This window comes from Microbacterium testaceum StLB037, assembly GCF_000202635.1.
GTDB classification, from domain to species: Bacteria; Actinomycetota; Actinomycetes; order Actinomycetales; family Microbacteriaceae; genus Microbacterium; species Microbacterium testaceum_F.
This window is the reverse complement of the sequence record NC_015125.1, coordinates 2,937,576-2,961,488: the sequence shown is the minus strand read 5'-3', so window position 1 is coordinate 2,961,488 and position 23,913 is coordinate 2,937,576. Positions and strand designations below refer to the sequence as shown.

The window sequence follows — 23,913 nt, the reverse complement described above, 5'->3', positions numbered from 1 at the left end:
TGCTATCGACGCGGACGGGTTGCTCCCGAGCGGAGCCTGGCATCATGTCGGGAATGAGTTCCTCCCCCGTCGGCCGCCCGACCCGCGGCACGACCGGGACCAACCGCCTGCGGCGGATCGATCGCTGGATCGCTCGGCATCCGGTGCTCCGCCGCACCGACGACCCGCTCGTGGTCGACCTCGGCTTCGGAGCGAGCGCCGTCACGCCCCTCGAGCTTCTCGCCCGTCTCCGGAGCCAGAGGCCGGATGCCGAGGTCCTGGGGCTCGAGATCGATCCCGACCGCGTCGCCCGGGCGCGCGAGCAGTCCGTCGGGGTCGAGGGCGTGTCCTTCGCGCGCGGCGGCTTCGAAGTCCCCGTCCCCGGGGCGCGTCGACCGGCCGTCATCCGAGCCCTCAACGTGCTGCGGCAGTACGACGAGTCCGATGTGGCCGAGGCGTGGGCGCTGATGTGTGCGCGACTGCAGCCCGACGGCATCCTCGTCGAGGGCACCTGCGACGAGATCGGACGGGTCGCGACCTGGATCGAGGTGGGGGCGGATGCCGTGCCCCGGACTCTCACGATCTCGCTGCGTCTCGCGGAGCTCGACTCCCCCGCGATCGCCGCCGAGCGCCTGCCGAAAGCGCTGATCCACCGCAACGTCCCCGGCGAGCGGGTGCACGAGTTCGTGGCATCCCTCGATCGGGAGTGGACGAGGGCCGCGGCGGTCGCGCCCTTCGGACCCGTGCATCGTTGGCGGACCGCGATGCACGCCCTCGTCGACGGCGGCTGGCCGCTCGTGCGGCGGGAGCGGTGGAGGCTCGGCGAGGTCGAGGTGGCCTGGGCCGCCGTGGCGCCCCGCTGAGGCACGCAGACACGCGCCGGTCAGATCCGTGGGAGCAGAGCCCGGGCCTCGGTCGACGGCATCCCCGCGGCGACCAGCAGGTCGACGGCGAGCGGTCGCATCGCGGCCACGAGATTGAGCTCCCCGACCCCGCCGTCCGGGAGCAGAACCGCTGGATCGAGGCGGCGGATGACGGCGACGAGAGCGGCGCGCGCCGCCGGTTCGAGGGAGATGTCGTCGAGGCTGTCGCGGACCAGGGACGCGCCGCGCGCCAGCTCCGCGAGGAGGTCGGCGGGAACCGGTCGGGCGTGGCCGTCGGCGCAGAGGTAGGCGGCGCGCCGCGCGACCACGCGCAGGTTGCGGGTCGCCAGGTCCAGGGCCTCGCGCACGCGCGCGTGCCTCTGCAGCTCGGTCCGCTGGCGACGGAGGAACGGCGAGATGCGCGCGACCTCCTGCCCCGACTCGAGCGATCCGCTCCACGCGTCGACGTAGGTCTGCAGCGATCGCGCGCGCTCGAGGCCGCGCTCGGCGCGCGCCCTGTCGCCCTTGCGCAGTGCCCGCACGATGGTCGTCATCGCCACGTCGAGGGCGTCGAAGAGCTCGTCGGCGTCGCGCAGCTCCGTGCGGCGCAGGGTCCGCGGGATCAGCGCGGTCACGATGAGAGCCGCCACTCCCCCGACCGCGCCGTCGACGAGCCGCAGGAACGGCACGCCGGAGACGAGGACGAGGGCGATGAGCGACTGCACGACCGCCGCGAGCGCGAAACCGGGCTGCGGCGAGAGGAAGCGCGCGGCGAGGAGCGTGACCGTCATCGCGAGCGCGATCTGCCACCACCCGGCACCCGCGACCAGCAGCACGAGCTCCGCGATGAGGATGCCGACAAGCATCCCGGCAACGGTTTCGGCGACGCGCCAGGGTCGCGCGTCGCGGACGAGCCCCAGACTCGAGACGGTCACCGTGGCCGCAAGGAGCGGGATGCTGTGCCCCAGCACGAAGTGCGCGAAGCAGTAGGCCGCGGTCGCCGCGACGACGATCTGCGCGATCGCCGGCAGGGATTCGCGCACCCGCGCGCTGCGTCGAGCCAGGGACACGCGCCATCCCGGCCGCGACACCGCCACCCCGACGGTGGTGGTCGAGGAGTCGTCCGCGGTCATTCCGCGGCGCGACGGCGTCCGAGGCGCGGAAGCCGCGGAATCGAGGCCGTGGCACCCGCATCCGCGGGGACGACGGTCTCCTGCGCGGCGGCCAGCGGGCCGTCGGCGGTGTCGATGACGAGCGGCACGCCCTCGGGGGCATTCCGCTTGATCAGGGCCAGCGCGATCGGACCCTCTTCGTGATGCACGGCGACCGACGTGATCGCGCCGATCACCGCGTCCCCAACCCGCACCTCGTCACCGCGCTGCGGGAGGACGTTGTCGCTGCCGTCGAGCTGGAGCGCGACCACGCGCCGAGGCGGGTGGCCGAGGTTGTGCACCTTCGCCACCGTCTCCTGACCGCGGTAGCAGCCCTTCGACAGGTGGACCGCGGTCCGCAGCCAGTCCATCTCGTGCGGAAGCAACCGCTCGTCGGCGTCGACCCCGACCCGAGGACGCCAGGCGGCCACGCGGAGCGCTTCCACGGCGTCGAGGCCCGCCAGCGAGACCTCGCCCCGCACGGCAGCGTCGATCACGCGGTCGAACTCCGCGGCATCCAGAATCGCTTCGGCCCAGTCGCGGTCGGCGCCGGGGTGCGGTTCAACGCGCGCATACGCCCAGCCCCCGGGCGACACGTCCGGCCACGGGTCGATCCAGACCGGCGCGACGGCCGACAGAGACGACACCGCGTCGCGCGTGCCGCCCACGACGAAGAGATCGTCGGAGCGGTCCTTCACCTCGACGCGTAAGCGGAACCGCATGCGCGTCAGCCACCCGGCGAGCGCCTCGATGTCGGTCGCGTCGACGATGAGCCATGCGGTCTCGCCGTCGTCGACGACGGAGGCGGCGTGTTCGACGCGCCCCTGCGGATCAAGGATGAGCATCTCCGTCGACACGCCCGGGGCGAGGTGCGTCAGCGCCTGCGACGAGAGCGAGTCGAGCCAGCTGCGCCGGTCTTCGCCACCCACCGAGATGACACGGCGGTCGCCGAGGGGGGCGAGAGCGGCACCGGATGCCAAGCGTCGCTGTTCCGCGACGGGAGAGCCGATGTGGCGGAGACCGCGGTCGTCGACGACGGCACCGGGCACGTCTGCGAGCGTCGCCATGATCATTCCGCCCGGGCGAGCCGCGCCGAGGCGTGGGAGCCCAGCTCGCGCCCGAGAGCCGCAATGTCCCACGCCCAGAGCAGGTGGTTGTCGACGAGACCGTACAGGCGCGTCGCGGCGGTGTACGGCTTCGCGCCGGCCGTCCGCACCACGGCGTCGGTGGCGAGGTCGATGCGGGGACCCTTGACCTGCCCCACGTACAGCTCGAGGACGCCGTCGGAATGCACCAGACTCACTTCGAGATCGAACCCGCCGTCGGCGTTGCGGAGCGATTCCACATCGTCCGCCGAGCGGACGACGGCGGCGTCGGTCGGCGGCAGCAGAGCCGGACCGGCATCCGCATCGGTCGACGGCCGGGCGATACGCCAATACCCGATCTCCGAGACCAGCGGGCGTCGCTCCTCACCGTCGAGGAGCCACGCGTCCGCGGAGTAGTTCAGGAAATCGCCGCCGTCGTGGCTGAAGCTCACGCGATGCGCGAACTCGCCCGAGAACGACCGGCCGTCCGCCTCGTAATCGATGACCCCGGTGCCCTCCCAGACGCCGAGGAGCCACGAGAGCGGGACGAGGTCGGCGGGAAGATCCGTCGGAATCTCGATCACGAGATGCCGATCAGCGCTGGCCGCGGTAGAGGTTCCAGATGACCGTTCCCGATACGAAAGCGATCGCCAGCGACGCCAGGCCGAGAAGTCCCACGAAGAACAGTTCGAGCGCGAGGAGGTTCATGCCCTCAACTCTAGCGGGGAACGATGGCCGCCAGCCCGAAGCCGGCCGTGATGAGCCCCAGAACGATGAGGGCTCCGAGCACGCTCGCGGCCATCCGCTGGATGAAGGCCTGCGACCGGCCATACCATAGCTGGATCGCGAACGCCGCGATGACGCACCCGCCCAGCGCCACCGTCACCCACTGCGCCCGCGCGTGCACCGGAACCAGGATGCCGATGACGACACCGGCCACGACCGCCAGGGCCCAGACGGCGATCACACCGCCGTAGGTGCGGCGCGGTACGAGGTCGGGCGTCGACATGCCTCCATCATTCCCCACGCGGAGGCGTGGCGCACGTGGGAAGAGGGTCGTACGGCGTCGTGTCGCGGCTCACCCTAAGATGGGCGGGTGTGCGGCAGCCCGCACTGGGAGGACCGTGTGGCTCAACTTCTCGTTCTCAGCTCCGCCCCCGGCGGCGGTGCCGTGCTGCCTGCGCTCGAACTGCTGAGCCACCGGGTACGGCAGATTCCGGCCGAACCCGCGCAACTGGTCAACGCCCCCAGCGCCGACATCGTCTTCGTCGATGCGCGCTTCGACCTGGTCGGCGCCAAGTCGCTGTGCAAGATCCTCACGACCACGGGCATCGAGGCTCCCCTCATCCTCGTCATCACCGAGGGCGGACTCACCGCCGTCTCGACCGACTGGGGCATCGACGACGTCGTGCTGGTCGGGGCCGGTCCCGCCGAGATCGACGCCCGCATCCGCCTCGCGATGGGCCGCCGCAGTGCCGACCAGGTGTCGACGCGCATCCAGACCTCCGGGATCACGATCGACGAGTCCTCGTACTCCGCGAAGGTGCACGGCAAGCCGCTGGACCTCACCTACAAGGAGTTCCAGCTCCTGCACTTCTTCGCGACGCACCCCTCCCGGGTGTTCACCCGCGAGCAGCTGCTGAGCGAGGTCTGGGGATACGACTACTTCGGGGGGACGCGCACCGTCGACGTGCACGTGCGCCGCCTGCGCGCCAAGCTCGGCGATCTCGAGCAGCTCATCGGCACCGTGCGCAACGTCGGCTACCGCTTCAACGTCTACGAAGACGAGCAGCCGCCGGTGGCATCCACTTCCGTCTGAACACCCCCGCCGGAGCACGCGGGTACCGCGTGTTCACTCCCGTGTCACCGACCCCTGCAATGATGTGGGGATGATGGAACACGACGCGCTCGACGCGGGCCTCGGCGACGCGGACGACGACGACTTCGACGAGGCGATCGAGGCCGAGGACGACCAGCTTCCCGATCACCGGTACCTGGACCGGGAGGTCAGCTGGCTCGCCTTCAACCAGCGGGTGCTCGAGCTCGCCGAAGACCCCACGGTCCCGGTCCTGGAGCGCGCGAACTTCCTCGCGATCTTCGCCAGCAACCTCGACGAGTTCTTCATGGTGCGCGTCGCCGGTTTGAAGCGCCGCATCATCACCGGGCTCGCCGTGCCGACGAACGTCGGTCGCGCCCCGCTGGACGTCCTCGCCGACATCTCGGCGGAGGCCCACCGTCTTCAGCTGCGGCACGCCGCGGCGTGGACCGAGAAGGTCCGTCCCGCCCTCGCCGACGCCGGCATCGAGGTCGTCACGTGGGACTCGCTCGACGAGCCGACGGCCGAGCGACTGACGGAGTACTTCCAGCGCAACGTCTTCCCGGTCCTCATGCCCCTCGCGGTCGACCCGGCGCACCCGTTCCCCTACATCTCCGGCCTGTCGCTGAACCTCGCGATCCGCATCCGCAACGCGCGGACCGGTCGCCAGGAGTTCGCGCGTCTGAAGGTGCCCCCGATGCTGCCGCGGTTCGTCGAGGTCCCGAGCGACGGCCCGGGCGTGCGCTATCTCCCCCTCGAGGAGCTCATCTCCAACCACCTGGGGGACCTCTTCCCGGGCATGGAGGTGCTCGATCACCACGCGTTCCGCCTCACGCGCAACGAGGACATGACGATCGAGGAAGACGAGACGGAGAACCTCATCCAGGCCCTCGAGGCCGAGCTCCTGCGCCGTCGTTTCGGCCCGCCGATCCGCCTCGAGATCACCGAGGACATGGACGACGTCACGCGTTCGCTGCTGTTGAGCGAGCTCGACATCACCGAGCAGGAGGTCTACCGCCTGCCCGGGACGCTCGACCTGCGCGGACTGTTCGACCTCTCGCGCATCGACCGTCCCGACCTCCACTACCCGCCGCACGTGCCGAAGACGGCCCTCGCCTTCCAGCCGCCGGAGCAGAACGGACGCGCCGACCTGTTCGGAGCGATCCGCAAGGCCGACGTGCTCGTGCACCACCCCTACGAGTCCTTCGCGACGAGCGTGCAGGCGTTCCTCGAGCAGGCGGCGCGCGACCCGCACGTGCTCGCCATCAAGCAGACGCTGTACCGCACCTCGGGCGACAGCCCCATCGTGCAGGCACTGATCGACGCGGCCGAGGCCGGCAAGCAGGTGCTCGCCCTCGTCGAGGTCAAGGCGCGCTTCGACGAGGCCAACAACATCGTCTGGGCGCGGAAGCTCGAGAAGGCCGGCGTCCACGTGGTCTACGGTCTCGTGGGCCTCAAGACGCACTGCAAGCTCGCGCTCGTCATCCGCGAGGAAGAGGGGCGGCTCCGCCACTACAGCCACGTCGGGACGGGCAACTACAACCCCAAGACCAGCCGCATCTACGAGGACTTCGGTCTCTTCACGATCGACGACCAGGTCGGTCGCGACCTGACGCGCCTGTTCAACGAGCTGAGCGGCTACGCGATCGAGAAGAAGTTCAAGCGTCTTCTCGTCGCCCCGCTGCACCTGCGCAAGGGGCTGCTCCGGCACATCGACAAGGAGCGCCGCAACGCGCTCGAGGGCAAGCCCGCGCGCGTGCGCATCAAGGTCAACTCGATGGTCGACGAAGAGATCATCGACGCTCTGTACCGGGCCAGCCAGGCGGGTGTCCCCGTCGAGGTCTGGGTGCGGGGCATCTGCTCGATCAAGCCCGGCGTGCCCGGCATGAGCGAGAACATCACGGTGCGCTCGATCCTCGGCCGATACCTCGAGCACTCGCGCATCTTCTCGTTCGCGAACGACGGCGACGAGCAGATCTACATCGGCAGCGCCGACATGATGCACCGCAACCTCGACCGCCGCGTCGAAGCCCTCGTGCGCGTCGTCGACCCGAACCAGCTCCAGGAGCTCTCGACCCTGTTCGACCTCGCGATGGACGACGGCACGATGTCGTGGCATCTGGGTTCCGAGGGCGAGTGGGTCCGCCACAGCGTCGATGCCGAGGGGGCACCCCTCGTCGACCTGCAGGAGCACACGATGGCACGCGTGCAGCGCAAGCGGCGCGTTCGGGCGGCACGGTGACGGAAACCGCCGTCTACGCGGCAGGTGGGGTGGTCTGGCGCGAGATCGACGGCAAACTTCGCGTCCTGCTGATCCATCGCACCAAGTACCGCGACATCACGCTCCCCAAGGGCAAGGTCGACCCCGGCGAGACCCTCGCCGAGACCGCCGTGCGCGAGATCCGCGAGGAGACCGGCATCCGGGTCGCTCTCGGGGTGCCCGTCGGCGTCTCCCGATACCGGATGCCGAGCTCGCGCACGAAGATCGTGCACTACTGGGCGGCAGAGGCCTCGGACGCGGCGGTGCGCACATCCAGCTTCGTGCCGAACAAAGAGGTCGCGGCGATCGAGTGGATGAGCCTGAAGAAGGCGCGGAAGCACTTGAGCTATCCCGTCGACCTCGAGATCCTCGATGAGTTCATCCGGCTGGTCGACGAGAAGGCCCTCCCGACCTTCCCGATCATCGCCCTGCGCCACGGCAAGGCCCGCCCGCGTGACGAGTGGGAGGGGCCGGATGCCGAGCGCCCCCTGACCCCGCGCGGACGCCGGCAGGCGAACGCCATCGTCGGTCCGCTGCTCGCCTTCGGGGTCCGCCGGATCGTGTCGAGCCCCGCGGAGCGGTGCGTCCGCACGGTGACACCGCTGTCGCAGGCTCTGGCGGCGAGGATCCAGACGACCGCAGACATCAGCCAGGACGCCTGGGAAGAGGGGCGAGCCGACGTCCGTACCGCCGTGGGCGAGCGGGTGCGTGCCCGCAAGCCCGTCGTGCTCTCGAGTCACGGCCCCGTGCTGCCGGCGATCATGCACGAACTCGCCCTGGCGACGGGGACGATGCGGGGGTCGTACCTCGGCAGTTCCTCGGCGCTCGAGACGGGGGCGTTCTCGGTGGTCCACATTCCCGTTCACCACCCCGGAGCGGGCATCGTCGCCATCGAGACCCACGAGCCGCCGGTGTGACGCTCCCCCGGGGTGTGCGCGTCGCCTGGGGCGAGGTCGCTGATGGGGCATCGCGTCGTGAGGTGTCGCGGGCGCTGGTGACGGAACTCCTCCCGGCGGCGCGGCTGTCCTCGCGCTGCGAGCGGTGCGGCGGTGAACACGGTCGCCTGCGTGTTTCGGGGGTGGATGCCTCGGCATCCGTGTCCTACGCGGAAGGCTGGGCGGTGGTCGCGACGCTCGAGGGTGAGGGACGCGTGGGGGTCGACGCCGTCTCCGGCCCCGCCTCGGGCCTGGACCGCGTCTTGCCCGGTGCCGATGCGCGAGCGTGGGCACGCGTCGAGGCGGTGGTGAAAGCCGACGGACGTGGGCTCGACATCGATCCGGCGCGCGTTCGGGTGACGGCGCGAGAAGACGGAACGTGGAGCGCCACCATCGACGACGGACTCACGCTCCACGGGTACGACGTCGCGGGGCCGGATGGGGTCGTCGTCGCTGTCGCGGTGCTCCCCGCGACACCGGTGACGGACCGTCGTCGCCCGTCACCAGCCGGACCATAGGCGTGATGAGCGGAGGATGAGGGGCGAACGGAGGAAGCGAAACCGCGACCAGGTCCTCCCCCTGCCCCCTGATCCTCCGCTCATCGCGTGTCAGCCGCTCAGGCGTCAGCCGTGCACGCGTCAGGGCAAGATGCGTCAGCTCACAACGCGGGCAGCTCGCGGTGGTCGATCCACGCCGACAGCACGGCCGTGGCATCCGCTCCCCCGGTCCGCTCGACCGCGGCACGGAAGTCGTCGGTCGTGACGAGGGCGTGACGGTGGTCGGCGGTCCACGAGCGCAGGAGCGCGAAGAACGCCTCGTCGCCCACCACCCGGCGTACCGCGTGCAGCGCGAGGGCGCCGCGCTTGTAGACGCGGTCGTCGAACATGTCGTCGGGTCCGGGGTCCACGAGGAGGAGGTCGCGGGGCTTCGCGGCGAGGCGGGTGTTATTCTCGCCGACGCAGGCGTCGACGGACGGGCCGCCCGAGGCATCCGACCACAGCCACTCCGCGTAGCAGGCGAAGCCCTCGTTGAGCCAGATGTCGCTCCATCGGGCGATGCCGACGCTGTTGCCGAACCATTGGTGGGCGAGCTCGTGGGCGACGAGACGCTGCGCGGCGGGAACGAGGTGGTTCATGCCGAAGACCGCGAGACCTTGGGCTTCGAGCGGGATCTCGAGCTCATCCGCGGTGACCACGAGCGTGCAGGTCTCCTGCGGGTACGGCCCGAACAGGCGGTCGAACACGCGCAGCATCTCGGGGACCCGGGCGAAGGCCCGATCGGCGGCGGCCGTCAGCGCCGGCGGAGCGGTCACGCTCACCTCCGGGACGACGTCGACGCCGCTCCCCGCCAGATGCTGCGTGCGATACCGGCCCACGTGAACGGCCGCGAGGTAGGTCGCGGTGGGAACATCCGACGTGAAGGTCGTGGAGGTGCGGCCGCCACGTCGCGTCACGGCGCCCGGGACTCCGGTCGCGGCGACCGTGTACCCGTCGTCGACGGTGATCCGCATGCGCATGCGCGCGCGGTTGTCGGGCCGGTCGTTGCACGGGAACCAGGTCGGCGCGCCCGTCGGCTGCCCCGCGACGAGGGCGCCGTCGGTGAGCTCTTCCCACCCCACGGTCCCCCAACGCGAGCGCCGCGGCGCCGGCGAACCGGCGTACGCGACCTCGACGGTGAACGACGTGCCCGCGGCGAGCGCGACCGGCGGCGTGACGCGCAGGGCCCGGGGGCCGCTCACGTGGCGAGCCGTCGCGCCGTCGACCTTCACGCGCGTCGCGCGGAGCCCGACGAGATCGAGCGTGAATGCGGTGAGGGGCTGTCGCGCGACCGCGGTGATCCTGGCCACACCGTCGAGTCGGTTGGTACGCACCCGATAGCCGAGCTCGAGGTCGTACTCTCGCACGTCGTAGGACGGATCGCCGCTCTGCGGGGCGTAGGGATCGGCGCTCACGTCGTCGACTGGTACGCGCGCACCTTCACCGCACGCCACGGGCCGATGGGGTTCCCGCTCCAGCGCGAACCGACCGGAACGGTCTCGCCGCGCATCACGAGCGACGCAGGTCCCACGGTCGCGTGGGCTCCGAGCGTGGATGCCGGCAGCACCACGCTGTGCGGGCCCAGGGTCGCCCCGGGTTCCAGCTCGACGGTGTCCATACTCATGATTCGATCATGGAACAGATGCGTCTGAACGACGCATCCGCGGTTGACGGTTGACGCATCGCCCAGAGTCACCAAGTCGGGCTCGGGCAGCCAGTAGCTCTCACACCACACGCCCGCCCCGATCTTCGCTCCGAGGCTGCGCAACCACACGGCCAGTGCCGGTGTGCCGGAGGCGGCGCGGGCGAACCAGGGTGCCGCGACCATCTCGGTGAAGGTGTCCGACACCTCCGTCCGCCAGACGAAGCTCGACCAGAGGGGCTGCTCGCCCGCCCGGATGACCCCGACGATCGCCCACTTCGCCGCGGTGGACACCCCGGCCGCGACCGCGCCCGCGGCGAGCATGACGACGCCCGAGAGCAGCAGCGTCCACACGGGCCCGACCACGTCCCACAGGGCGGCGAGGGTGAACAGCACCCCGAGACCGATGCCGCACGTGACCACCACGGGCACGAACCGGCCGAGTTCCCACAGCGTGCGCGCGAGGCGCAGGCCCGGCGTCGGCTGGTACGTGCGCGACTCATCACCCGCCGCGGACAGGCGCCGCAGGCGCACCGCGGGCGAGCCGAGCCAGGACGACCCCGGCTTCGCCTTGAGCGGTGCGGCCGAGAGCACCGCCACGAGACCGTCGCGCGGTACCCGGTGGCCGGGAGCCGCCATGCCCGAGTTACCGAGGAACGCGCGCTTGCCGATACGGACCGGCCCGAGGCGCAGCCACCCGGCGCGCAGCTCGTAGGACGCGACCATCGTGTCATCCGCCAGGAACGCCCCGTCCTCGATGCGGGCCATCGACGGGATCAACAGGACGGTGGATGCCTCGACGTCCCGGCCGACGCGCGCGCCGAGCATCCGCAGCCACACGGGGGTGAAGAGCGACGAGTACAGGGGGAAGAGGATCGTGCGGGCGGCATCCAGGAGTCTCTCGATGCTCCACGCCTGCCACGCGACCCGGCTGCGCACGGGGAAGGTGCCCTCGACGAGTCCGATCGACAGCAGCCGCACGAGAAGGACCACGGATGCCGCGAACACGACCCCGGTGACCGCGACCGCGGGCACGAGCCAGGCGAACGCGCGGGCGGTGGCCTCCCCCAGCGAGTCGGCCCCGGAGATGCCCTGGGCGATCACGAGGCCGCCGACGGTGAAGGCAGCGAGCGGAAGGAGGGCGAGCACGACGGCCGAGGCCGCGTACGCCCACAGCCAGCGCGTGGGGGCCGGGGGACGCTCCCCCGGCCAGCCCTTCGCGGTCCCGCCGACGCGGACGGCGGGAGAGCCCGCCCACGACTGATCCGCCTTGACCCGGCCGAACACCGCGGACCCCGGGGCGATCTCGGCCCGACGACCGATCCGCGTACCCGGAGCGAGCGTTGAGCGCGCTCCCACCGTGGCCTCCGCCCCGATGCGCACCTCGCCGATGCGGACGAGGTCGCCGTCGATCCAGTAGCCGGTCAGGTCCACCTCCGGCTCGATCGAGGCTCCGTCTCCCACGACGAGCATCCCGGTGACCGGGGGCAGGGCGTGCAGGTCGACATTGCGGCCGATGCGCGCGCCCAGCGCCCGGGCGTAGTACGACACCCACGGGGCTCCGGCCAGGCCCACGGCATCCACCTGATCCGCGATCTGCTCGGCGAGCCACAGGCGGATGTGCACCCACCCTCCGCGCGGATAGTCGCCCGGGCGCACGCCCGAGAGCAGGAGACGAGCGGATGCCACGGCGATCGCCATGCGCCCGAACGGCGTCGCGAAGACCAGCAGGCCGATGAGCAGCACGGGCCAGGGCACCGCGGGGAGGACCTCGAAGCCGGGCAGGAACCGAAGGATCGCCGACGCGGTCAGCAGGTAGAGCAGCCACCGCACGCCCGCGAGGATGAACAGCGGAGCGCCGAGCAGCGTCTGCGCCCACTGCGTGGCGCGGGGTGTCGGCGTCGCGCGGTGGAACTCGGCGGGGGTGTCATCGACGAGCTGCGGGCCGAGCGCCTTCGCCATCGCCCCGAGGCGCGGGACGTCGTAGATGTCGGCGACCGAGAACTCGGGCACGCGGGCGCGGATCCGCGAGACCAACTGCGCGGCGGCGAGGGAACCGCCGCCGAGGTCGAAGAAGTCGGCCTTGCGCTCGGTCACCGGGAGTCCGAGGACGGCCTGCCACTGTTCGGCCAGCCAGAGCTCGTCGGCCGAGAAGTCCGTGGCGGCAGGAGCGTCGACGCCCGGCAGGGGCCACGGCAGCGCGGCGCGGTCGACCTTGCCCGAGGTGCGCACGGGGAGTTCGTCGACGACGCCGAGGAGAGGGATGGTCGCGGCGGGGAGACGCTCGGACAGGGTGGCGCGGGCCGCTCCGCGGTCGAGGTCGACCCCGGCATCCATCACCAGATAGCCCACGAGCACGGGGACTCCGGCCCCGGTCGTCCGCACCGCGACGGTGGCGGCGCTGACTCCGGCGAGATCCTGCAGGGCCGACTCCACCTCACCGAGCTCGATGCGGCGCCCCCCGACCTTGACCTGGTCGTCGGCGCGGCCCTGGAAGAGGAGACCTTCCGGGTCGAACCGCACCAGGTCACCGGAGCGGTAGGCCCGCTCCCACCCGAGGGTCGGCATGGGCGCGTACTTCTCGGCATCCTTTGCGGGATCCAGGTACCGCGCGAGGCCGACGCCGCCGATGATGAGTTCGCCGACCTCTCCCTCGCCGACGGGGAGGCCCTCGGCATCCACGACCGCCAGGGCCCAGCCGTCCAGGGGCAGTCCGATCCGCACGGGCAGAGAGCCGTCGAGCGGGGCGGCGCACGCGACGACCGTGGCCTCCGTCGGACCGTAGGTGTTCCACACCTCGCGCCCCTCGGCGACGAGCCGGGCCGCGAGCTCGGGCGGGCACGCCTCTCCGCCGAAGATCAGCAGGCGGACGTTCTCGATCGAATCCGCGGGCCACATCGCGGCGAGCGTCGGAACGGTCGAGACGACGGTGATGCCCTGGCGGAGCAGCCAGGGGGCGAGATCCTCGCCCGAGCGCACGAGGGAGCGGGGCGCGGGGACCAGGCAGGCACCGTGTCCCCAGGCGAGCCACATCTCCTCGCACGAGGCGTCGAACGCCACCGACAGACCCGCGAGGACGCGGTCGCCCGGCCCGAGCGGATCCTGCTGGAGGAAGATGCGGGCCTCGGCCTCGACGAACGCCGCCGCCGAGCGGTGCGAGACGGCCACGCCCTTCGGGACACCCGTCGACCCCGAGGTGAAGATGATCCACGCGTCATCGTCCACGGTCGGTGGAGCGACCACGGGCAGCGCGTTCGTGCTCGGGTGCGGGGCGTCGCCGTCGTAGAGACGAACCACATCATCGTCGTCGGCGACGAACTCTCCATCGCCCGCGATGATGCCCTTCACTCCGGCCTCGCCGAACACCAGACGAGCACGCTCGTCGGGGTCGTCGGCATCCACCGGCACGTAAGCGGCTCCCGCGGCCATCACCGCGAGGATCGACACGTAGAGCTCCTTCGATCCCGATGGCATGCGCACGCCGACCCGGTCGCCCCGGCGCACTCCCGCGGCGTGGAGCGCACCGGCGGTCCGCCAGACCCGCGCGAGGAGCTCGCGGTAGCTGAGGGCGCCCGAGCCGTCGTCGATCGCGGAGGCTTCCGGATGCCGTGCGGCGACGTCGGCGAGGAGGTCGATGAGCGTGCGGGCGGGCGGGGCGGCGCTCACACGATCGAGCGGCGCTTGCGCGGCGGGGGCGGGGGTCGTCACGGGGGTGAAGCGTATACCGCCCAAGAAAACGTCCCGGTCAGGCCGGAGCGGTTCACCTCCCGTTCACCCGCGCAACGCACTCTCGTAAGAGTCGGTGTTTACCGTGCGGGAGAACCCTGCACCGGGTTCGTGTCCCCGACATACGAAGGATTCACACAGTGAAGCTCTCCCGATTCGTCCAGCTGGGCGCCGTGGCGGCCGTTGCCTCCCTGGCTCTCGCCGGTTGCTCCTCCCCCTCCGGCTCCGGCGACGCCGCGGCTTCCTCGCCGTCCGCCACGTCTTCCGACGTCGCGTTCACGATCGACCCCAGCCTGAGCGGCACGATCACGGCCGGTGGCTCGAGCGCGCAGTCCAACGCGCAGGCCGCGTGGACCGCCGCGTACAACGCGCAGGCCAAGGGTGTCACCATCAACTACGACAAGTCGCAGGGCTCCGGCGGCGGCGTCACCAACTTCCTGAGCGGCGCGTACGACTTCGCCGGCTCCGACTCGCCCCTCAACGCCGACCAGACCGCTCAGTCCAAGGCGCTGTGCACCGAGGGTGGCGTCAACATCCCCGTCTACCTCGACGGCGTCGCGATCATCTTCAACGTCCCCGGCGTCACCGACCTCAAGCTCTCGGGCGAGACCATCGCGAAGATCTTCGCGCTGCAGATCACCGACTGGTCCGACCCGGCCATCACCAAGGACAACGGCACCGCGCTCCCCGCCGGTGCGATCACGACCGTCGCTCGCTCGGACGGCTCGGGCACCACCCAGAACTTCACCAACTACCTCGCCGCGACCCAGTCGTCGGTCTGGACCTCGCCCGCGGGCAAGGACTGGCCCATCGAGGGCAACGTGTCGAAGCAGAAGGGCGGCTCCGGCGTCGTCGAGGCGGTCAAGGCCGGCTCGGGCACCATCGGCTACGCCGACCACTCCGCGATCGGCACCCTGAACGCTGCGGCGATCATCCAGGACGGCACCGCGATCCCCTACAGCGCCGAGGCCGTCACCGCGACGTTCGCCGCTGCGGCGGTCGACGCCAGCAACGGCGTTCCGGGTGACCTCTCGAAGAAGTTCGACTACTCGAAGCTGACCGCCGAGACCTACCCGATCCCGCTCGTCTCGTACGCGATCGCGTGCTCGACGTTCAAGGACACGAAGCAGTCCGCTCTTGTGAAGTCGTACCTCGGCTTCGTCACCAGCACCACGGGCCAGGCTGTCGCCGCCAAGAACGCCGGCTCCGCTCCGCTGCCCGACTCGGTTCTCGCGGCCGCCGCGAAGACCCTCGAGGCGATCAAGTAACACCTCTCGGACTCGGCCCGGTCCGCACCTCTCGTGCGGACCGGGCCGGGCTGATCGGAGGGGTCGATTCAGCATCGACCGTTCCGCTGAGCCGAACATCCTCAGAGAGAACCCGACCGAGGAGCACCCCTTGATCCGTGCCGAGCATGAGGTCCCCCGTGACTGACACCGTGAGTGACGCCGCGACCGACGCCGCGACACCCGATTCCCCGAGAGCCAGCATCGTCGGGAAGCGTCGCGTCGGCGACACCGTCTTCCTCGGCCTGTCGACCACGGCCGCCGTGTCGATCATGGTCATCCTCGCCGGCGTCGCGATCTTCCTCATCATCCGAGGCCTTCCCGCCATCACGGCGAACTGGAGCGAGGGCGATCTCGCCGGATACCAGAACCGCAACTGGAGCAGCTTCTGGGAGTACGTCGGACCGCTGCTCTTCGGCAGCATCTGGGCCGCGCTCATCGCCATGGTGATCGGCACGCCCGTCGCCATCGGCATCGCGCTGTTCATCTCTCACTACGCGCCGCGAAAGGTCGCCGGTGCCCTCGGGTACGTCGTCGACCTGCTCGCCGCGGTGCCCTCGATCGTCTTCGGCCTGTGGGGCATCATCGTGATGCGTCCGCTCCTGCTGCCGGTGAGCCAGTTCCTCAACGAGTACCTGGGCTGGATTCCGCTCTTCCAGGGCCCCGTCTCGTCGACCGGCTCGACGATGTTCACCGGTGGCGTCGTGCTCGCGGTGATGATCCTGCCGATCGTCACGTCGATCACGCGCGAGATCTTCCTGCAGACCCCGCGCCTGCACGAAGAAGCAGCCCTGGCCCTCGGCGCCACGCGCTGGGAGATGATCCGCCTGGCGGTCTTCCCCTACGCCCGCAGCGGCATGGTGTCGGCGACGCTCCTCGGCCTCGGCCGCGCTCTCGGCGAGACCATGGCGATCGCACTGATCATCTCGCCGAGCCTCATCTACTCGGTGCTGCTTCTCACCGACGGCTACAACTCCCAGACCATCGCCGCCAACATCGCCCTGAACTTCCCGATCGCGACCGACCTGCAGCGCTCCGCGCTCATCGGTACGGGTCTCATGTTGTTCGTGGTGTCGCTCGCGGTCAACATGCTCGCGCGCTACATCATCTCGGCGACGGGACCGGGCGCGAAGGGCCGCAAGAGAGGAAAGCGCTCGTGACCGCCACCGCCGTCCCGGCCTCGACCCCCCTGGCCCTCACAAGCGGTCAGCTGCCGCGCTACATCGAACCGGCTCTCCTCGTCGGCGTCGCGGTCGTCATCGCCGGCGTGCAGCTGCTCATCGGCGGCTTCAACGTCGCGGTCTGGCTCGTTCTCACCGCGGTGATCTACCTCATCGCGATCGGCGTGGGCTCCTCGATCGTCGAGAACCGCCGAAAGGCCGTCGACCGCGTCGTGCGGGGCCTCGTGACCGCAGCCTTCCTCCTGGCTCTCGCGCCGCTGATCTCGACGCTGTGGACCGTGGTGTCCAAGGGCCTGGCCGTGGTGAACCTGCCGTTCATCACCCAGGTCGGTGGAACGACCTTCGACCCGGACACGCTCGCGGTCGTCGCGACGGCCGGTGCGTGGCAGGCCATCACCGGAACCCTGATCATCACCGGGATCGCGGCACTGATCTCGGTCCCCGTCGGTGTCCTCGCCGCCGTCTACCTGGTCGAGTACGCGCTCCCGACCAACCCGCTGCGTCGCACGATCACCTTCCTCGTCGACGTGATGACCGGCATCCCCTCGATCGTCGCCGGTCTGTTCGCCTTCTCGCTGTTCAGCCTCATCGTGGGTCCGAAGGCGTTCAGCGGGTTCTCGGCATCCATCGCCCTGTGCGTGCTGATGATCCCGATCGTCATCCGCTCGACCGAGGAGATGCTGCGTCTCGTGCCCGCCGACCTGCGCGAGGCCTCCCTCGCTCTCGGCGTGCCGCGCTCCGCCACGATCATCAAGGTCGTGCTGCGCACGGCCGCCTCGGGCATCATCACCGGCGTCGTGCTCGCCGTGGCCCGCGTCGTGGGTGAGACGGCACCGATCTTCATCGCCGCGAGCTTCACCGACAACTTCAACGCGAACCCTTTCGAGGGCCCGATGCAGACCCTTCCGGTCATGGCGTACACCGCGTACAGCTTCCCCGGCCAGGACATCGACGCCTCCCAGGCCAACGCCTGGGGTGCGGCCTTCCTCCTCGTCGTCCTCGTCGTCATCTTCAACCTGATCGCCCGGATCGTCGCGGCCCTGTTCGCGCCGAAGACCCGCTGAGCGCGGAAAGGCACACCCCCACATGTCCAAGAGCATCGAGGTCCAGGACCTCAACGTCTACTACAGCGACTTCCTCGCGGTCGAGGGCGTCTCGATCGACATCGAGCCGCGTTCGGTCACCGCCTTCATCGGTCCCTCGGGCTGCGGCAAGTCCACGTTCCTGCGCACGCTCAACCGCATGCACGAGGTCATCCCCGGCGGTCACGTCAAGGGCCGCGTGCTCATCGACGGCGACGACCTGTACGGCCCCGGCGTCGACCCGGTGCTCGTGCGCCGCCACGTCGGCATGGTCTTCCAGCGTCCGAACCCCTTCCCCACCATGTCGATCCGCGAGAACGTGCTGGCCGGCGCGAAGCTCAACGACAAGCGCATGTCGAAGAGCGACGCCGACGCCCTCGTCGAGAAGTCGCTGCAGGGTGCGAACCTCTGGAACGAGGTCAAGGACCGCCTCGACAAGCCCGGCGGCGGTCTCTCGGGCGGTCAGCAGCAGCGCCTGTGCATCGCGCGTGCCATCGCGGTGTCGCCCGACGTGCTGCTGATGGACGAGCCCTGTTCGGCGCTCGACCCGATCTCGACCTTCGCGATCGAGGAACTCATCGGCGAGCTGAAGAACGAGTACACGATCGTCATCGTGACGCACAACATGCAGCAGGCCTCGCGCGTGAGCGACAAGACGGCGTTCTTCAACATCGCCGGCACCGGCAAGCCCGGCAAGCTCATCGAGTACAACGACACGGCGACCATCTTCACGGCGCCCACCGTCCAGGCCACCGAGGACTACGTCTCGGGGCGCTTCGGATAAGCCCGCATCGCGAGAGAGCCCCGCTTCGGCGGGGCTCTCGTCGTTTCCGCGTCAGTTGCGGGGCGAGAGCAGGTACGCGTTCAGCTCGTCGGTGAGCGCGCGGTCGACGGCCTTCTCCACACCGTCGACGGCGGAGATCGGCGCGGCCAGGCGCACGCTGGACAGCAACCACGCGGCATCCGCGGTCCGCAGGTCGCTCAGGAGCACCGCCTCGTACGCGGTCGCGAAGCCGCGGCGGTCGAGGTACGCGAACAGGCTGAGCTGGGTGGTGCCGTGCAGGATCCCCGCGTTCGGCTCGGGGGTGACGAACCTGTCACCGAAACGCAGGATCACGGATGCCGTGGGCGCCTCGAGCACGTATCCGTCGCTCGTGACGAACACGGCGTCGTCGGCTCCCCGGCGCTTCGCCTCGCGGATGGCCGCCATGTTGACCGCGTAAGAGAGCGTCTTCGCCCCGAGCAGCAGCCACGGCGCGCGTCCGGGCACGTCGAGCTGATATCCGCGATCGAGAGTGACGACGCCGACCCCATCGGTACGGGCGACCACGTTGTCGGGGGCTGTCGCGAGGGTGATCCAGGCGGTCGGCGAGGATCCCTGCTCCACGCCTCGGCTGAGGATGAGCTTGATCACGAGCTCCTCCTCGCCGGCTTCGGCGGCGACGCGGGCGATCGCCTCTCGCCATTGCTCCGGATTCGGCGCGGGCAGATCGACGAGTCGCGCCGAGTGCGCCAGGCGCTCCAGGTGCGGACCGACCTCTTGCGGGTGTCCGTCGACCACGCCGATCGACTCGAAGACGCCGTCGCCGCGTTGCGCGCTGAGCTCTCCGAGGGGCAGCACGGGACCGTCGGGATCGACCGCGGTGAAGGTCGCGGAGTACGTTTCGCGTCGATCATCGGATGCCACGGGGTCGATCACGAGCGCGAAAAGCAGGGCCATGGAGCGAGCCTACGCCCGTGATGCGACACGCCCGGGCCTTGTCAACGGGGCCGCCGGAGGGAATGTGCGGAGCCGGCGCTTGTTACACTTTCCTAGCCGGGCCGCAGTAACCCCGGGCTCCATCTTCTGCCGCTATGAGCGGCCATGCGCCGAGAGGCGTTCTGCGGTCCGGCACTTATCTTTTCTGCGGTGTGTCCTCCCGCCGGCGGGCTTCGACAAGCTCAGCCCCCTGCTTCGCCACGGCCCGGATCGCGCGGGGGGCTTCGAAAGGCTCAGCCACCGGTGCACCCGAGGTCCCTGAGCCCGTCGAAGGGACCGGGACCGAACCAGCCCTCAGCCCAGCGCGTCCCGACGCCAGAGAGCCGCCGCCGCGGACAGATCCTCGGCGTACGTCGACAGACGCAGGGCTCGCGTCGTGAGCGCAGACGCCCGCTCCGACTCCGTGTTCTCGTAGTCGTCGGCCAGGTGCGTCGACCCCGACGCCTGCACGCGGCAGAACGCGGCCGCCCGGTCGAGGGCCACGGCGAAGTCGCCCTCGAAGAGCCCGCGCAGGATCGTGTCGATCAGCTGCACGAGCTCCTCGGGACCCGCCGGAGCGGGAGCGCCCACCACGACCGGGTCCACGGTCGCCATCTCGACGCGACCTCGCTCGTAGAGGAGGGCGGCCGTCGCGGCGTCGTCGTGGATCATGAGCTGCAGCAGATACAGCCGCCAGAGCGCGCCCGGGAGCGAGCGTGCCGGCGAGCGCGACCAGAGCTCGGCGATGTCGTCGATGCCGTGGTCGTCGGTGAACGCGACGAGACGCTCGACGACGTCGACGCTCGGATCGGCGCGAACCCGTGACAGGAGGGCGTGAGCGGTGCTGTGGGCGACGCGCGAGACCTCGGCGGGGTCATCGGCGGCGAAGAGGCGGTCGAACAGTTCGGCGGGACGTCGGATGGGCTTGTGGAACTCGCGCGGCGAATCGCTCATCGTTCCAGGCTAGGCGGTTCACTCGAGGGTCGGGGCTGGTCCCTTCGACAGGCTCAGGGAGCTTCACGAGCTCGGGGGTCGGGGCCGGTCCCTTCGACAGGCTCAGGGACCTTCATGAGCTCGGGGACCCCTCACCCGCGCAGCGGTGGGAGCCGGTCAGGCGGTCGCGACCGCGACCACCGGGGCGGAGCTGGGGGTGCCGTCCGGCGAGCCGCCCGCGGGCTCGATCGTCACCGCGATGGTGTCGCCGGAGTGGAACTCGCCATCGAGGATCGCGGTCGCCCGGCCCTCGGCATCCGTCTCGAAGATCCCGGCGGCGATCGGCGTCTCGCCCCGCACGAACCACAGCTCGTATGTCTGATCGTCGCTGAGGGCCGGCATGCCGTCGGTCACGAGGACGCTCTGCCCGGTCGACGCGGACCAGTGAGCGGTCGCCGAGCCTCCGTCGGGCATCGTCACCGAGGCGGACTGCGCATCCGGCGCGTTCTCGATCTGCTCGAGTGCCACGACCGACGCCGGCCGCGTCACGTACTGACCGATCGAGGCGGCGCCGAAACCGAGCACCAGAACAGCGACGATGGATGCCGCGAGCGTGAACCAGCGACGGCGGCCCCAGCTCGCGGGGCGTGCGGGGGTGGCATCCGGTTCGACGGGTGCAGGGCCGGCGGCGGCGAAGTCTTCCTTGTCCTCGTCGAGCGCGGGAGGAACGTCGGTCTGCTGAGGCAGGTCGGCGATGCGCTCCAGGAGCGATGCGCGCACCGAGGCGGGCGGATCGACCGGCTCGACGATGTCGCTCAGCGCGGCGATCGCCTCGGAGGCGTCACGCACATGGGAATCCCAGTGGGGATTGCTCGCAAGTGCCTCCTGGTACGCGCGTTCATCAGCATCCGACAGCGCATTCAACGCGTGACCGGCTGCGAGGTCGGCGAAATCCCTCTCGTTCACTTGTCCACCCCCATTTCCATCCTCAAGCGTGACAGACCGTCGCGCATCCTCGTCTTGATCGTTCCGAGGGGCGCCCCGACGAGAGTAGCGATCTCACTCTGGCTGTATCCACCGAAGTAGGCCAGGGTGAGAGCTTCTTTCTGGGCGTCGGGAAGCGCCGCCAGTGCATCGACGACGCGCCGCCCTTCGATCTTCATCTCGACTTTTTCCGAGACGTTGTCATACGCAACGTCCATATCGCGGAAGCCCGCGCGCACGTCGCGATCGACACTGGATTGCGAAGACCGCACGCGGTCCACCGCTCGCCGGTGTGCGATCGTGAGCACCCACGATCTTCCCTGCCCTCTTTTCGGAGTGAAGCGCGCAGCGGATTGCCACACCTCCAGGAAAACCTCCTGGAGCACCTCTTCGCTCTGCGCCCGATCGACGAGCACGCGGAGGATCAGGCCGAACGCCCGAGCGGACAGGGCGTCATACACTTCGGCGAAGGCGTCCCGGTCGCCCGCCGCCACGCGCTGGATGAGGTCGCCTACGTGGTCGACGCGGTCCGAGCCCTCTTCGGGCAGGTCGAAACCGTCGATCACCATGGCATCCATCATTGCCTACGTCGAAACCCTCGCCCGTTGATCTTCACGCGCGTCGAGACATCGGTTAGGGAACCGTTACGCGGCCCCCTCGGCTCCGAGGCGCCCCTCCCCGGAAATATTCTCGAGAATGTTTCCCGCCCTTTCACCAGGGCTTTTCTTGATCTCGGCGCAACGAGAGGAGACAAGTTTCGAGGTTTCTCCAATCCGATCTCCGCGGGGAGCCGAAGACCCCGTGTAAGCCGCTCCACGGCGAACCACCCGCACCGGGGTGTCCCTGACGGATCGCATTCGCGGTCCGAACGATTTCGGAGGAATGTCATGCTCACCAACAAGAAGCCTGTTGTTGCTGGTCTCGCCCTCGTTCTGGGCTCGGCCTTCGCCCTCACCGCTTGTTCGGGAGGCTCCACCTCGGGTGGGTCGATGAGCGAGGAGAGCAGCAGCGCTCCCGCCATGTCGGCGTCGCCCTCGGCGTCCTCGTCGATGATGGACCCGGCCGCCGACCTCGTCGGCCCCGGCTGCGCCGACTACGCCTCGCAGGTCCCCTCGGGTGCCGGCTCGGTCGCGGGCATGGCCGCCGACCCGGTCGCCGTCGCCGCCTCGAACAACCCGCTGCTCACCACGCTGACCGCTGCCGTCAGCGGCAAGCTGAACCCCGACGTGAACCTGGTCGACACGCTCAACGGTGGCGAGTTCACCGTCTTCGCGCCGGTCGACTCGGCCTTCGCCAAGCTCCCGGCCGAGACCGTCGACGGCCTCAAGACCGACAGCGCCGCGCTGAGCAAGATCCTCACGTACCACGTGGTCGCCGGCCAGCTCAGCCCCTCCGAGATCGATGGCACGCACGCCACGGTCGAGGGCCAGAACGTCACCGTCTCGGGCTCGGGTGACAGCATCATGGTCAACGACGCCAAGGTCATCTGCGGTGGCGTGAAGACCGCCAACGCGACCGTGTACCTCATCGACACGGTTCTCACGCCCCCGGCTGCGTAATCCACGCACCCGGCCGATCTTTCGATCGGATCTGACGGCGAGCGCCGGACCCCAGGCGAGGGGGTCCGGCGCTCGCTCTCGTTAACGCCTCAGTCGGCTTTCACCGCCCGGACGATCTGGTCCTGGACGAGTCGAGCGGCCACCGGCCCGGCATTGGTGAACCACGGGTCGTAGTCGACTGCGGTGACATGGCCCGCGGCGACCGCGTCGAGCGTCGGCCACAGCGGAGCGTCCTCGAGGAACGCCTGCCCCTGACCGATCCCCGCGTAGAACACGTGATCGGCATCCGCCAGATCGATCTGCTCCGCACTGATGTCCTGAGAAGTGTCGTCGAACTGCTGGGAGGCGGGGCGCCCGAGACCGAGGTCCTGGGCGATGCCGCCCGCGAACGACGGCACCCCCATGATCCGCGTTCGGTCTCCCGTGGATTGCAGGAACGACACCGTCGGCTCCCCCGCGGCGTGCGTCTCGGCGAACGCCGCGCTATCGGACTGCAGGGAATCCAGGATGCCGCGAGCCTCCCCCTCTTTCCCGAGAGCGTCCGCGATGAGCAGGAAGTCGCTCTTCCAGTTCACGCCGTTGCCCTTGGTGAGCACCGTCGGAGCGATGGCCGACAGCGCGTCGTACAGCTCGGTGCCGCGCGTCGAGTTGATGAGGATCAGGTCCGGATCCGCCTGCGCGATGGCCTCGAGGTCGGGCTCGGTGCGCTTGCCGATGTCGGACATCGCACCGAGGGCGGATGCGTCCTGGGGGAAGGCGTCGTTCAGGTACTGGGGAACGAGTCCGCTGTTCTCTGCCCGCGTCGCCGCCACGGGCACGGTTCCGAGCGCGAGCAGGGCGTCGAGTTGGCCGGTCGAGACGACCGCGATGCGCGTGGGAGCCGCGGGGATCTCCGTCACACCGCCGAAGTGCGTCACCGATCGAGGGAAGACGCCGTCCGCCTCGCTCGAGCCCATGCCCGGCTCGAGATCGCGCGCCACCACCCAGTCCCCGGTCGCCGCAGCTTCGGCATCGACCGTCGAAGCGGGTGCCGCGACGCCGGAGCAGCCCGTGAGCGCCAACAGCACGGCAGCCCCCAGAGCGACAGCTGCGAGCCGAGGACGAGAACGGGCGCGGTGGGACGGAAAGCGAAAGTCATTCACACGGTTAGGATAACC

The 23,913-nt window shown here is 70.0% G+C and carries 21 protein-coding genes; 10 read left to right on the top strand and 11 right to left on the bottom strand.

Going from position 1 to position 23,913, the window contains the following annotated elements; translation table 11 throughout:
• Positions 1-53: 53 nt before the first annotated feature.
• Complete coding sequence (locus MTES_RS13445) at positions 54-842, top strand: methylase (RefSeq protein ID WP_043362956.1); 789 nt, start codon at positions 54-56, stop codon at positions 840-842.
• Between the two features lie 20 nt (positions 843-862).
• Here the strand turns inward: MTES_RS13445 and MTES_RS13440 are convergent, their stop codons facing one another.
• The 4 genes from MTES_RS13440 to MTES_RS13420 all read right to left on the bottom strand — a co-directional run bounded on the left by MTES_RS13440 (position 863) and on the right by MTES_RS13420 (position 4,087).
• The gene (locus tag MTES_RS13440) at positions 863-1,975 is read right to left on the bottom strand and encodes an FUSC family protein (RefSeq protein ID WP_013585814.1); all 1,113 of its coding nucleotides are present in this window, start codon (positions 1,973-1,975) and stop codon (positions 863-865) included.
• On the bottom strand, positions 1,972-3,060 hold the full coding sequence (locus MTES_RS13435; RefSeq protein WP_013585813.1) for a YgfZ/GcvT domain-containing protein: 1,089 nt from the start codon (positions 3,058-3,060) through the stop codon (positions 1,972-1,974). The genes MTES_RS13440 and MTES_RS13435 overlap by 4 nt, the downstream gene beginning before the upstream one ends.
• Positions 3,061-3,062: 2 nt before the next feature.
• Positions 3,063-3,662 carry an FABP family protein gene (locus MTES_RS13430; protein WP_013585812.1) on the bottom strand — a complete coding sequence of 200 codons (600 nt, stop codon included), beginning with the start codon at positions 3,660-3,662 and terminating at the stop codon, positions 3,063-3,065.
• 134 nt (positions 3,663-3,796) lie between these two features.
• Positions 3,797-4,087 carry a hypothetical protein gene (locus MTES_RS13420; RefSeq protein WP_013585811.1) on the bottom strand — a complete coding sequence of 97 codons (291 nt, stop codon included), beginning with the start codon at positions 4,085-4,087 and terminating at the stop codon, positions 3,797-3,799.
• Positions 4,088-4,204: 117 nt separating this feature from the next.
• Here MTES_RS13420 and MTES_RS13415 point away from each other — a divergent pair, with 117 nt between their 5' ends.
• The 4 genes from MTES_RS13415 (at position 4,205) to MTES_RS18580 (ending at position 8,607) form a co-directional block, all read left to right on the top strand.
• A complete protein-coding gene (locus MTES_RS13415; protein ID WP_043361449.1) occupies positions 4,205-4,897 on the top strand; it encodes a winged helix-turn-helix transcriptional regulator in 693 nt (230 codons plus the stop codon).
• Positions 4,898-4,967: 70 nt separating this feature from the next.
• On the top strand, positions 4,968-7,136 hold the full coding sequence (locus tag MTES_RS13410) for an RNA degradosome polyphosphate kinase (RefSeq protein WP_013585809.1): 2,169 nt from the start codon (positions 4,968-4,970) through the stop codon (positions 7,134-7,136).
• Positions 7,133-8,071: an NUDIX hydrolase gene (locus MTES_RS13405; protein ID WP_013585808.1), complete on the top strand. Its 939-nt coding sequence runs from the start codon at positions 7,133-7,135 to the stop codon at positions 8,069-8,071. The genes MTES_RS13410 and MTES_RS13405 overlap by 4 nt, the downstream gene beginning before the upstream one ends.
• Positions 8,072-8,148: 77 nt before the next feature.
• Positions 8,149-8,607 carry a hypothetical protein gene (locus MTES_RS18580; protein WP_148272884.1) on the top strand — a complete coding sequence of 153 codons (459 nt, stop codon included), beginning with the start codon at positions 8,149-8,151 and terminating at the stop codon, positions 8,605-8,607.
• A gap of 140 nt (positions 8,608-8,747) precedes the next feature.
• On the opposite strand, the gene MTES_RS13395 is transcribed toward MTES_RS18580, so the two are convergent.
• Complete coding sequence (locus tag MTES_RS13395; RefSeq protein ID WP_013585806.1) at positions 8,748-10,040, bottom strand: M1 family metallopeptidase; 1,293 nt, start codon at positions 10,038-10,040, stop codon at positions 8,748-8,750.
• Positions 10,037-13,975, bottom strand: coding sequence for a Pls/PosA family non-ribosomal peptide synthetase (locus MTES_RS13390; protein ID WP_043361447.1), 3,939 nt, complete (start codon positions 13,973-13,975; stop codon positions 10,037-10,039). The genes MTES_RS13395 and MTES_RS13390 overlap by 4 nt, the downstream gene beginning before the upstream one ends.
• 158 nt (positions 13,976-14,133) lie before the next feature.
• On the opposite strand from MTES_RS13390, the gene MTES_RS13385 reads away from it, so the two are divergent.
• The 4 genes from MTES_RS13385 (at position 14,134) to pstB (ending at position 18,326) form a co-directional block, all read left to right on the top strand.
• Positions 14,134-15,261, top strand: a complete 1,128-nt coding sequence (locus MTES_RS13385; RefSeq protein WP_013585804.1) for a phosphate ABC transporter substrate-binding protein PstS — start codon at positions 14,134-14,136, stop codon at positions 15,259-15,261.
• 158 nt (positions 15,262-15,419) lie between these two features.
• On the top strand, positions 15,420-16,439 hold the full coding sequence (gene pstC, locus MTES_RS13380; protein ID WP_013585803.1) for a phosphate ABC transporter permease subunit PstC: 1,020 nt from the start codon (positions 15,420-15,422) through the stop codon (positions 16,437-16,439).
• Positions 16,436-17,524, top strand: a complete 1,089-nt coding sequence (gene pstA, locus MTES_RS13375; protein WP_013585802.1) for a phosphate ABC transporter permease PstA — start codon at positions 16,436-16,438, stop codon at positions 17,522-17,524. The genes pstC and pstA overlap by 4 nt, the downstream gene beginning before the upstream one ends.
• Before the next feature lie 22 nt (positions 17,525-17,546).
• Positions 17,547-18,326 carry a phosphate ABC transporter ATP-binding protein PstB gene (gene pstB, locus MTES_RS13370; RefSeq protein ID WP_013585801.1) on the top strand — a complete coding sequence of 260 codons (780 nt, stop codon included), beginning with the start codon at positions 17,547-17,549 and terminating at the stop codon, positions 18,324-18,326.
• 51 nt (positions 18,327-18,377) lie between these two features.
• Here pstB and MTES_RS13365 read toward each other — a convergent pair whose 3' ends face one another.
• The 4 genes from MTES_RS13365 to sigK all read right to left on the bottom strand — a co-directional run bounded on the left by MTES_RS13365 (position 18,378) and on the right by sigK (position 21,778).
• On the bottom strand, positions 18,378-19,262 hold the full coding sequence (locus MTES_RS13365) for an aminodeoxychorismate lyase (RefSeq protein WP_013585800.1): 885 nt from the start codon (positions 19,260-19,262) through the stop codon (positions 18,378-18,380).
• 333 nt (positions 19,263-19,595) lie between these two features.
• Entirely contained in the window at positions 19,596-20,234 is a 639-nt protein-coding gene (locus tag MTES_RS13360; protein ID WP_013585799.1) for a hypothetical protein, read from the bottom strand.
• A gap of 156 nt (positions 20,235-20,390) precedes the next feature.
• Positions 20,391-21,179 carry an anti-sigma factor gene (locus MTES_RS13355; protein ID WP_013585798.1) on the bottom strand — a complete coding sequence of 263 codons (789 nt, stop codon included), beginning with the start codon at positions 21,177-21,179 and terminating at the stop codon, positions 20,391-20,393.
• Complete coding sequence (gene sigK, locus MTES_RS13350) at positions 21,176-21,778, bottom strand: ECF RNA polymerase sigma factor SigK (RefSeq protein WP_013585797.1); 603 nt, start codon at positions 21,776-21,778, stop codon at positions 21,176-21,178. Before sigK ends, MTES_RS13355 begins: the two co-directional genes overlap by 4 nt.
• Positions 21,779-22,084: 306 nt before the next feature.
• Here sigK and MTES_RS13345 point away from each other — a divergent pair, with 306 nt between their 5' ends.
• Positions 22,085-22,756, top strand: coding sequence for a fasciclin domain-containing protein (locus MTES_RS13345; protein WP_013585796.1), 672 nt, complete (start codon positions 22,085-22,087; stop codon positions 22,754-22,756).
• A gap of 89 nt (positions 22,757-22,845) precedes the next feature.
• On the opposite strand, the gene MTES_RS13340 is transcribed toward MTES_RS13345, so the two are convergent.
• On the bottom strand, positions 22,846-23,898 hold the full coding sequence (locus MTES_RS13340) for an iron-siderophore ABC transporter substrate-binding protein (protein ID WP_148272883.1): 1,053 nt from the start codon (positions 23,896-23,898) through the stop codon (positions 22,846-22,848).
• Between the last annotated feature and the right edge of the window lie 15 nt (positions 23,899-23,913).

What these genes read in the sequence shown, in the direction of transcription:
- MTES_RS13445 (WP_043362956.1), top strand. Translation starts at nt 54, where the DNA reads ATGAGTTCCTCCCCCGTCGGCCGCCCGACCCGCGGCACGACCGGGACC.
- MTES_RS13440 (WP_013585814.1), bottom strand. Translation starts at nt 1,975, where the DNA reads ATGACCGCGGACGACTCCTCGACCACCACCGTCGGGGTGGCGGTGTCG.
- MTES_RS13435 (WP_013585813.1), bottom strand. Translation starts at nt 3,060, where the DNA reads ATGGCGACGCTCGCAGACGTGCCCGGTGCCGTCGTCGACGACCGCGGT.
- MTES_RS13420 (WP_013585811.1), bottom strand. Translation starts at nt 4,087, where the DNA reads ATGTCGACGCCCGACCTCGTACCGCGCCGCACCTACGGCGGTGTGATC.
- MTES_RS13410 (WP_013585809.1), top strand. Translation starts at nt 4,968, where the DNA reads ATGATGGAACACGACGCGCTCGACGCGGGCCTCGGCGACGCGGACGAC.
- pstB (WP_013585801.1), top strand. Translation starts at nt 17,547, where the DNA reads ATGTCCAAGAGCATCGAGGTCCAGGACCTCAACGTCTACTACAGCGAC.
- MTES_RS13365 (WP_013585800.1), bottom strand. Translation starts at nt 19,262, where the DNA reads ATGGCCCTGCTTTTCGCGCTCGTGATCGACCCCGTGGCATCCGATGAT.
- MTES_RS13360 (WP_013585799.1), bottom strand. Translation starts at nt 20,234, where the DNA reads ATGAGCGATTCGCCGCGCGAGTTCCACAAGCCCATCCGACGTCCCGCC.
- sigK (WP_013585797.1), bottom strand. Translation starts at nt 21,778, where the DNA reads ATGATGGATGCCATGGTGATCGACGGTTTCGACCTGCCCGAAGAGGGC.
- MTES_RS13345 (WP_013585796.1), top strand. Translation starts at nt 22,085, where the DNA reads ATGCTCACCAACAAGAAGCCTGTTGTTGCTGGTCTCGCCCTCGTTCTG.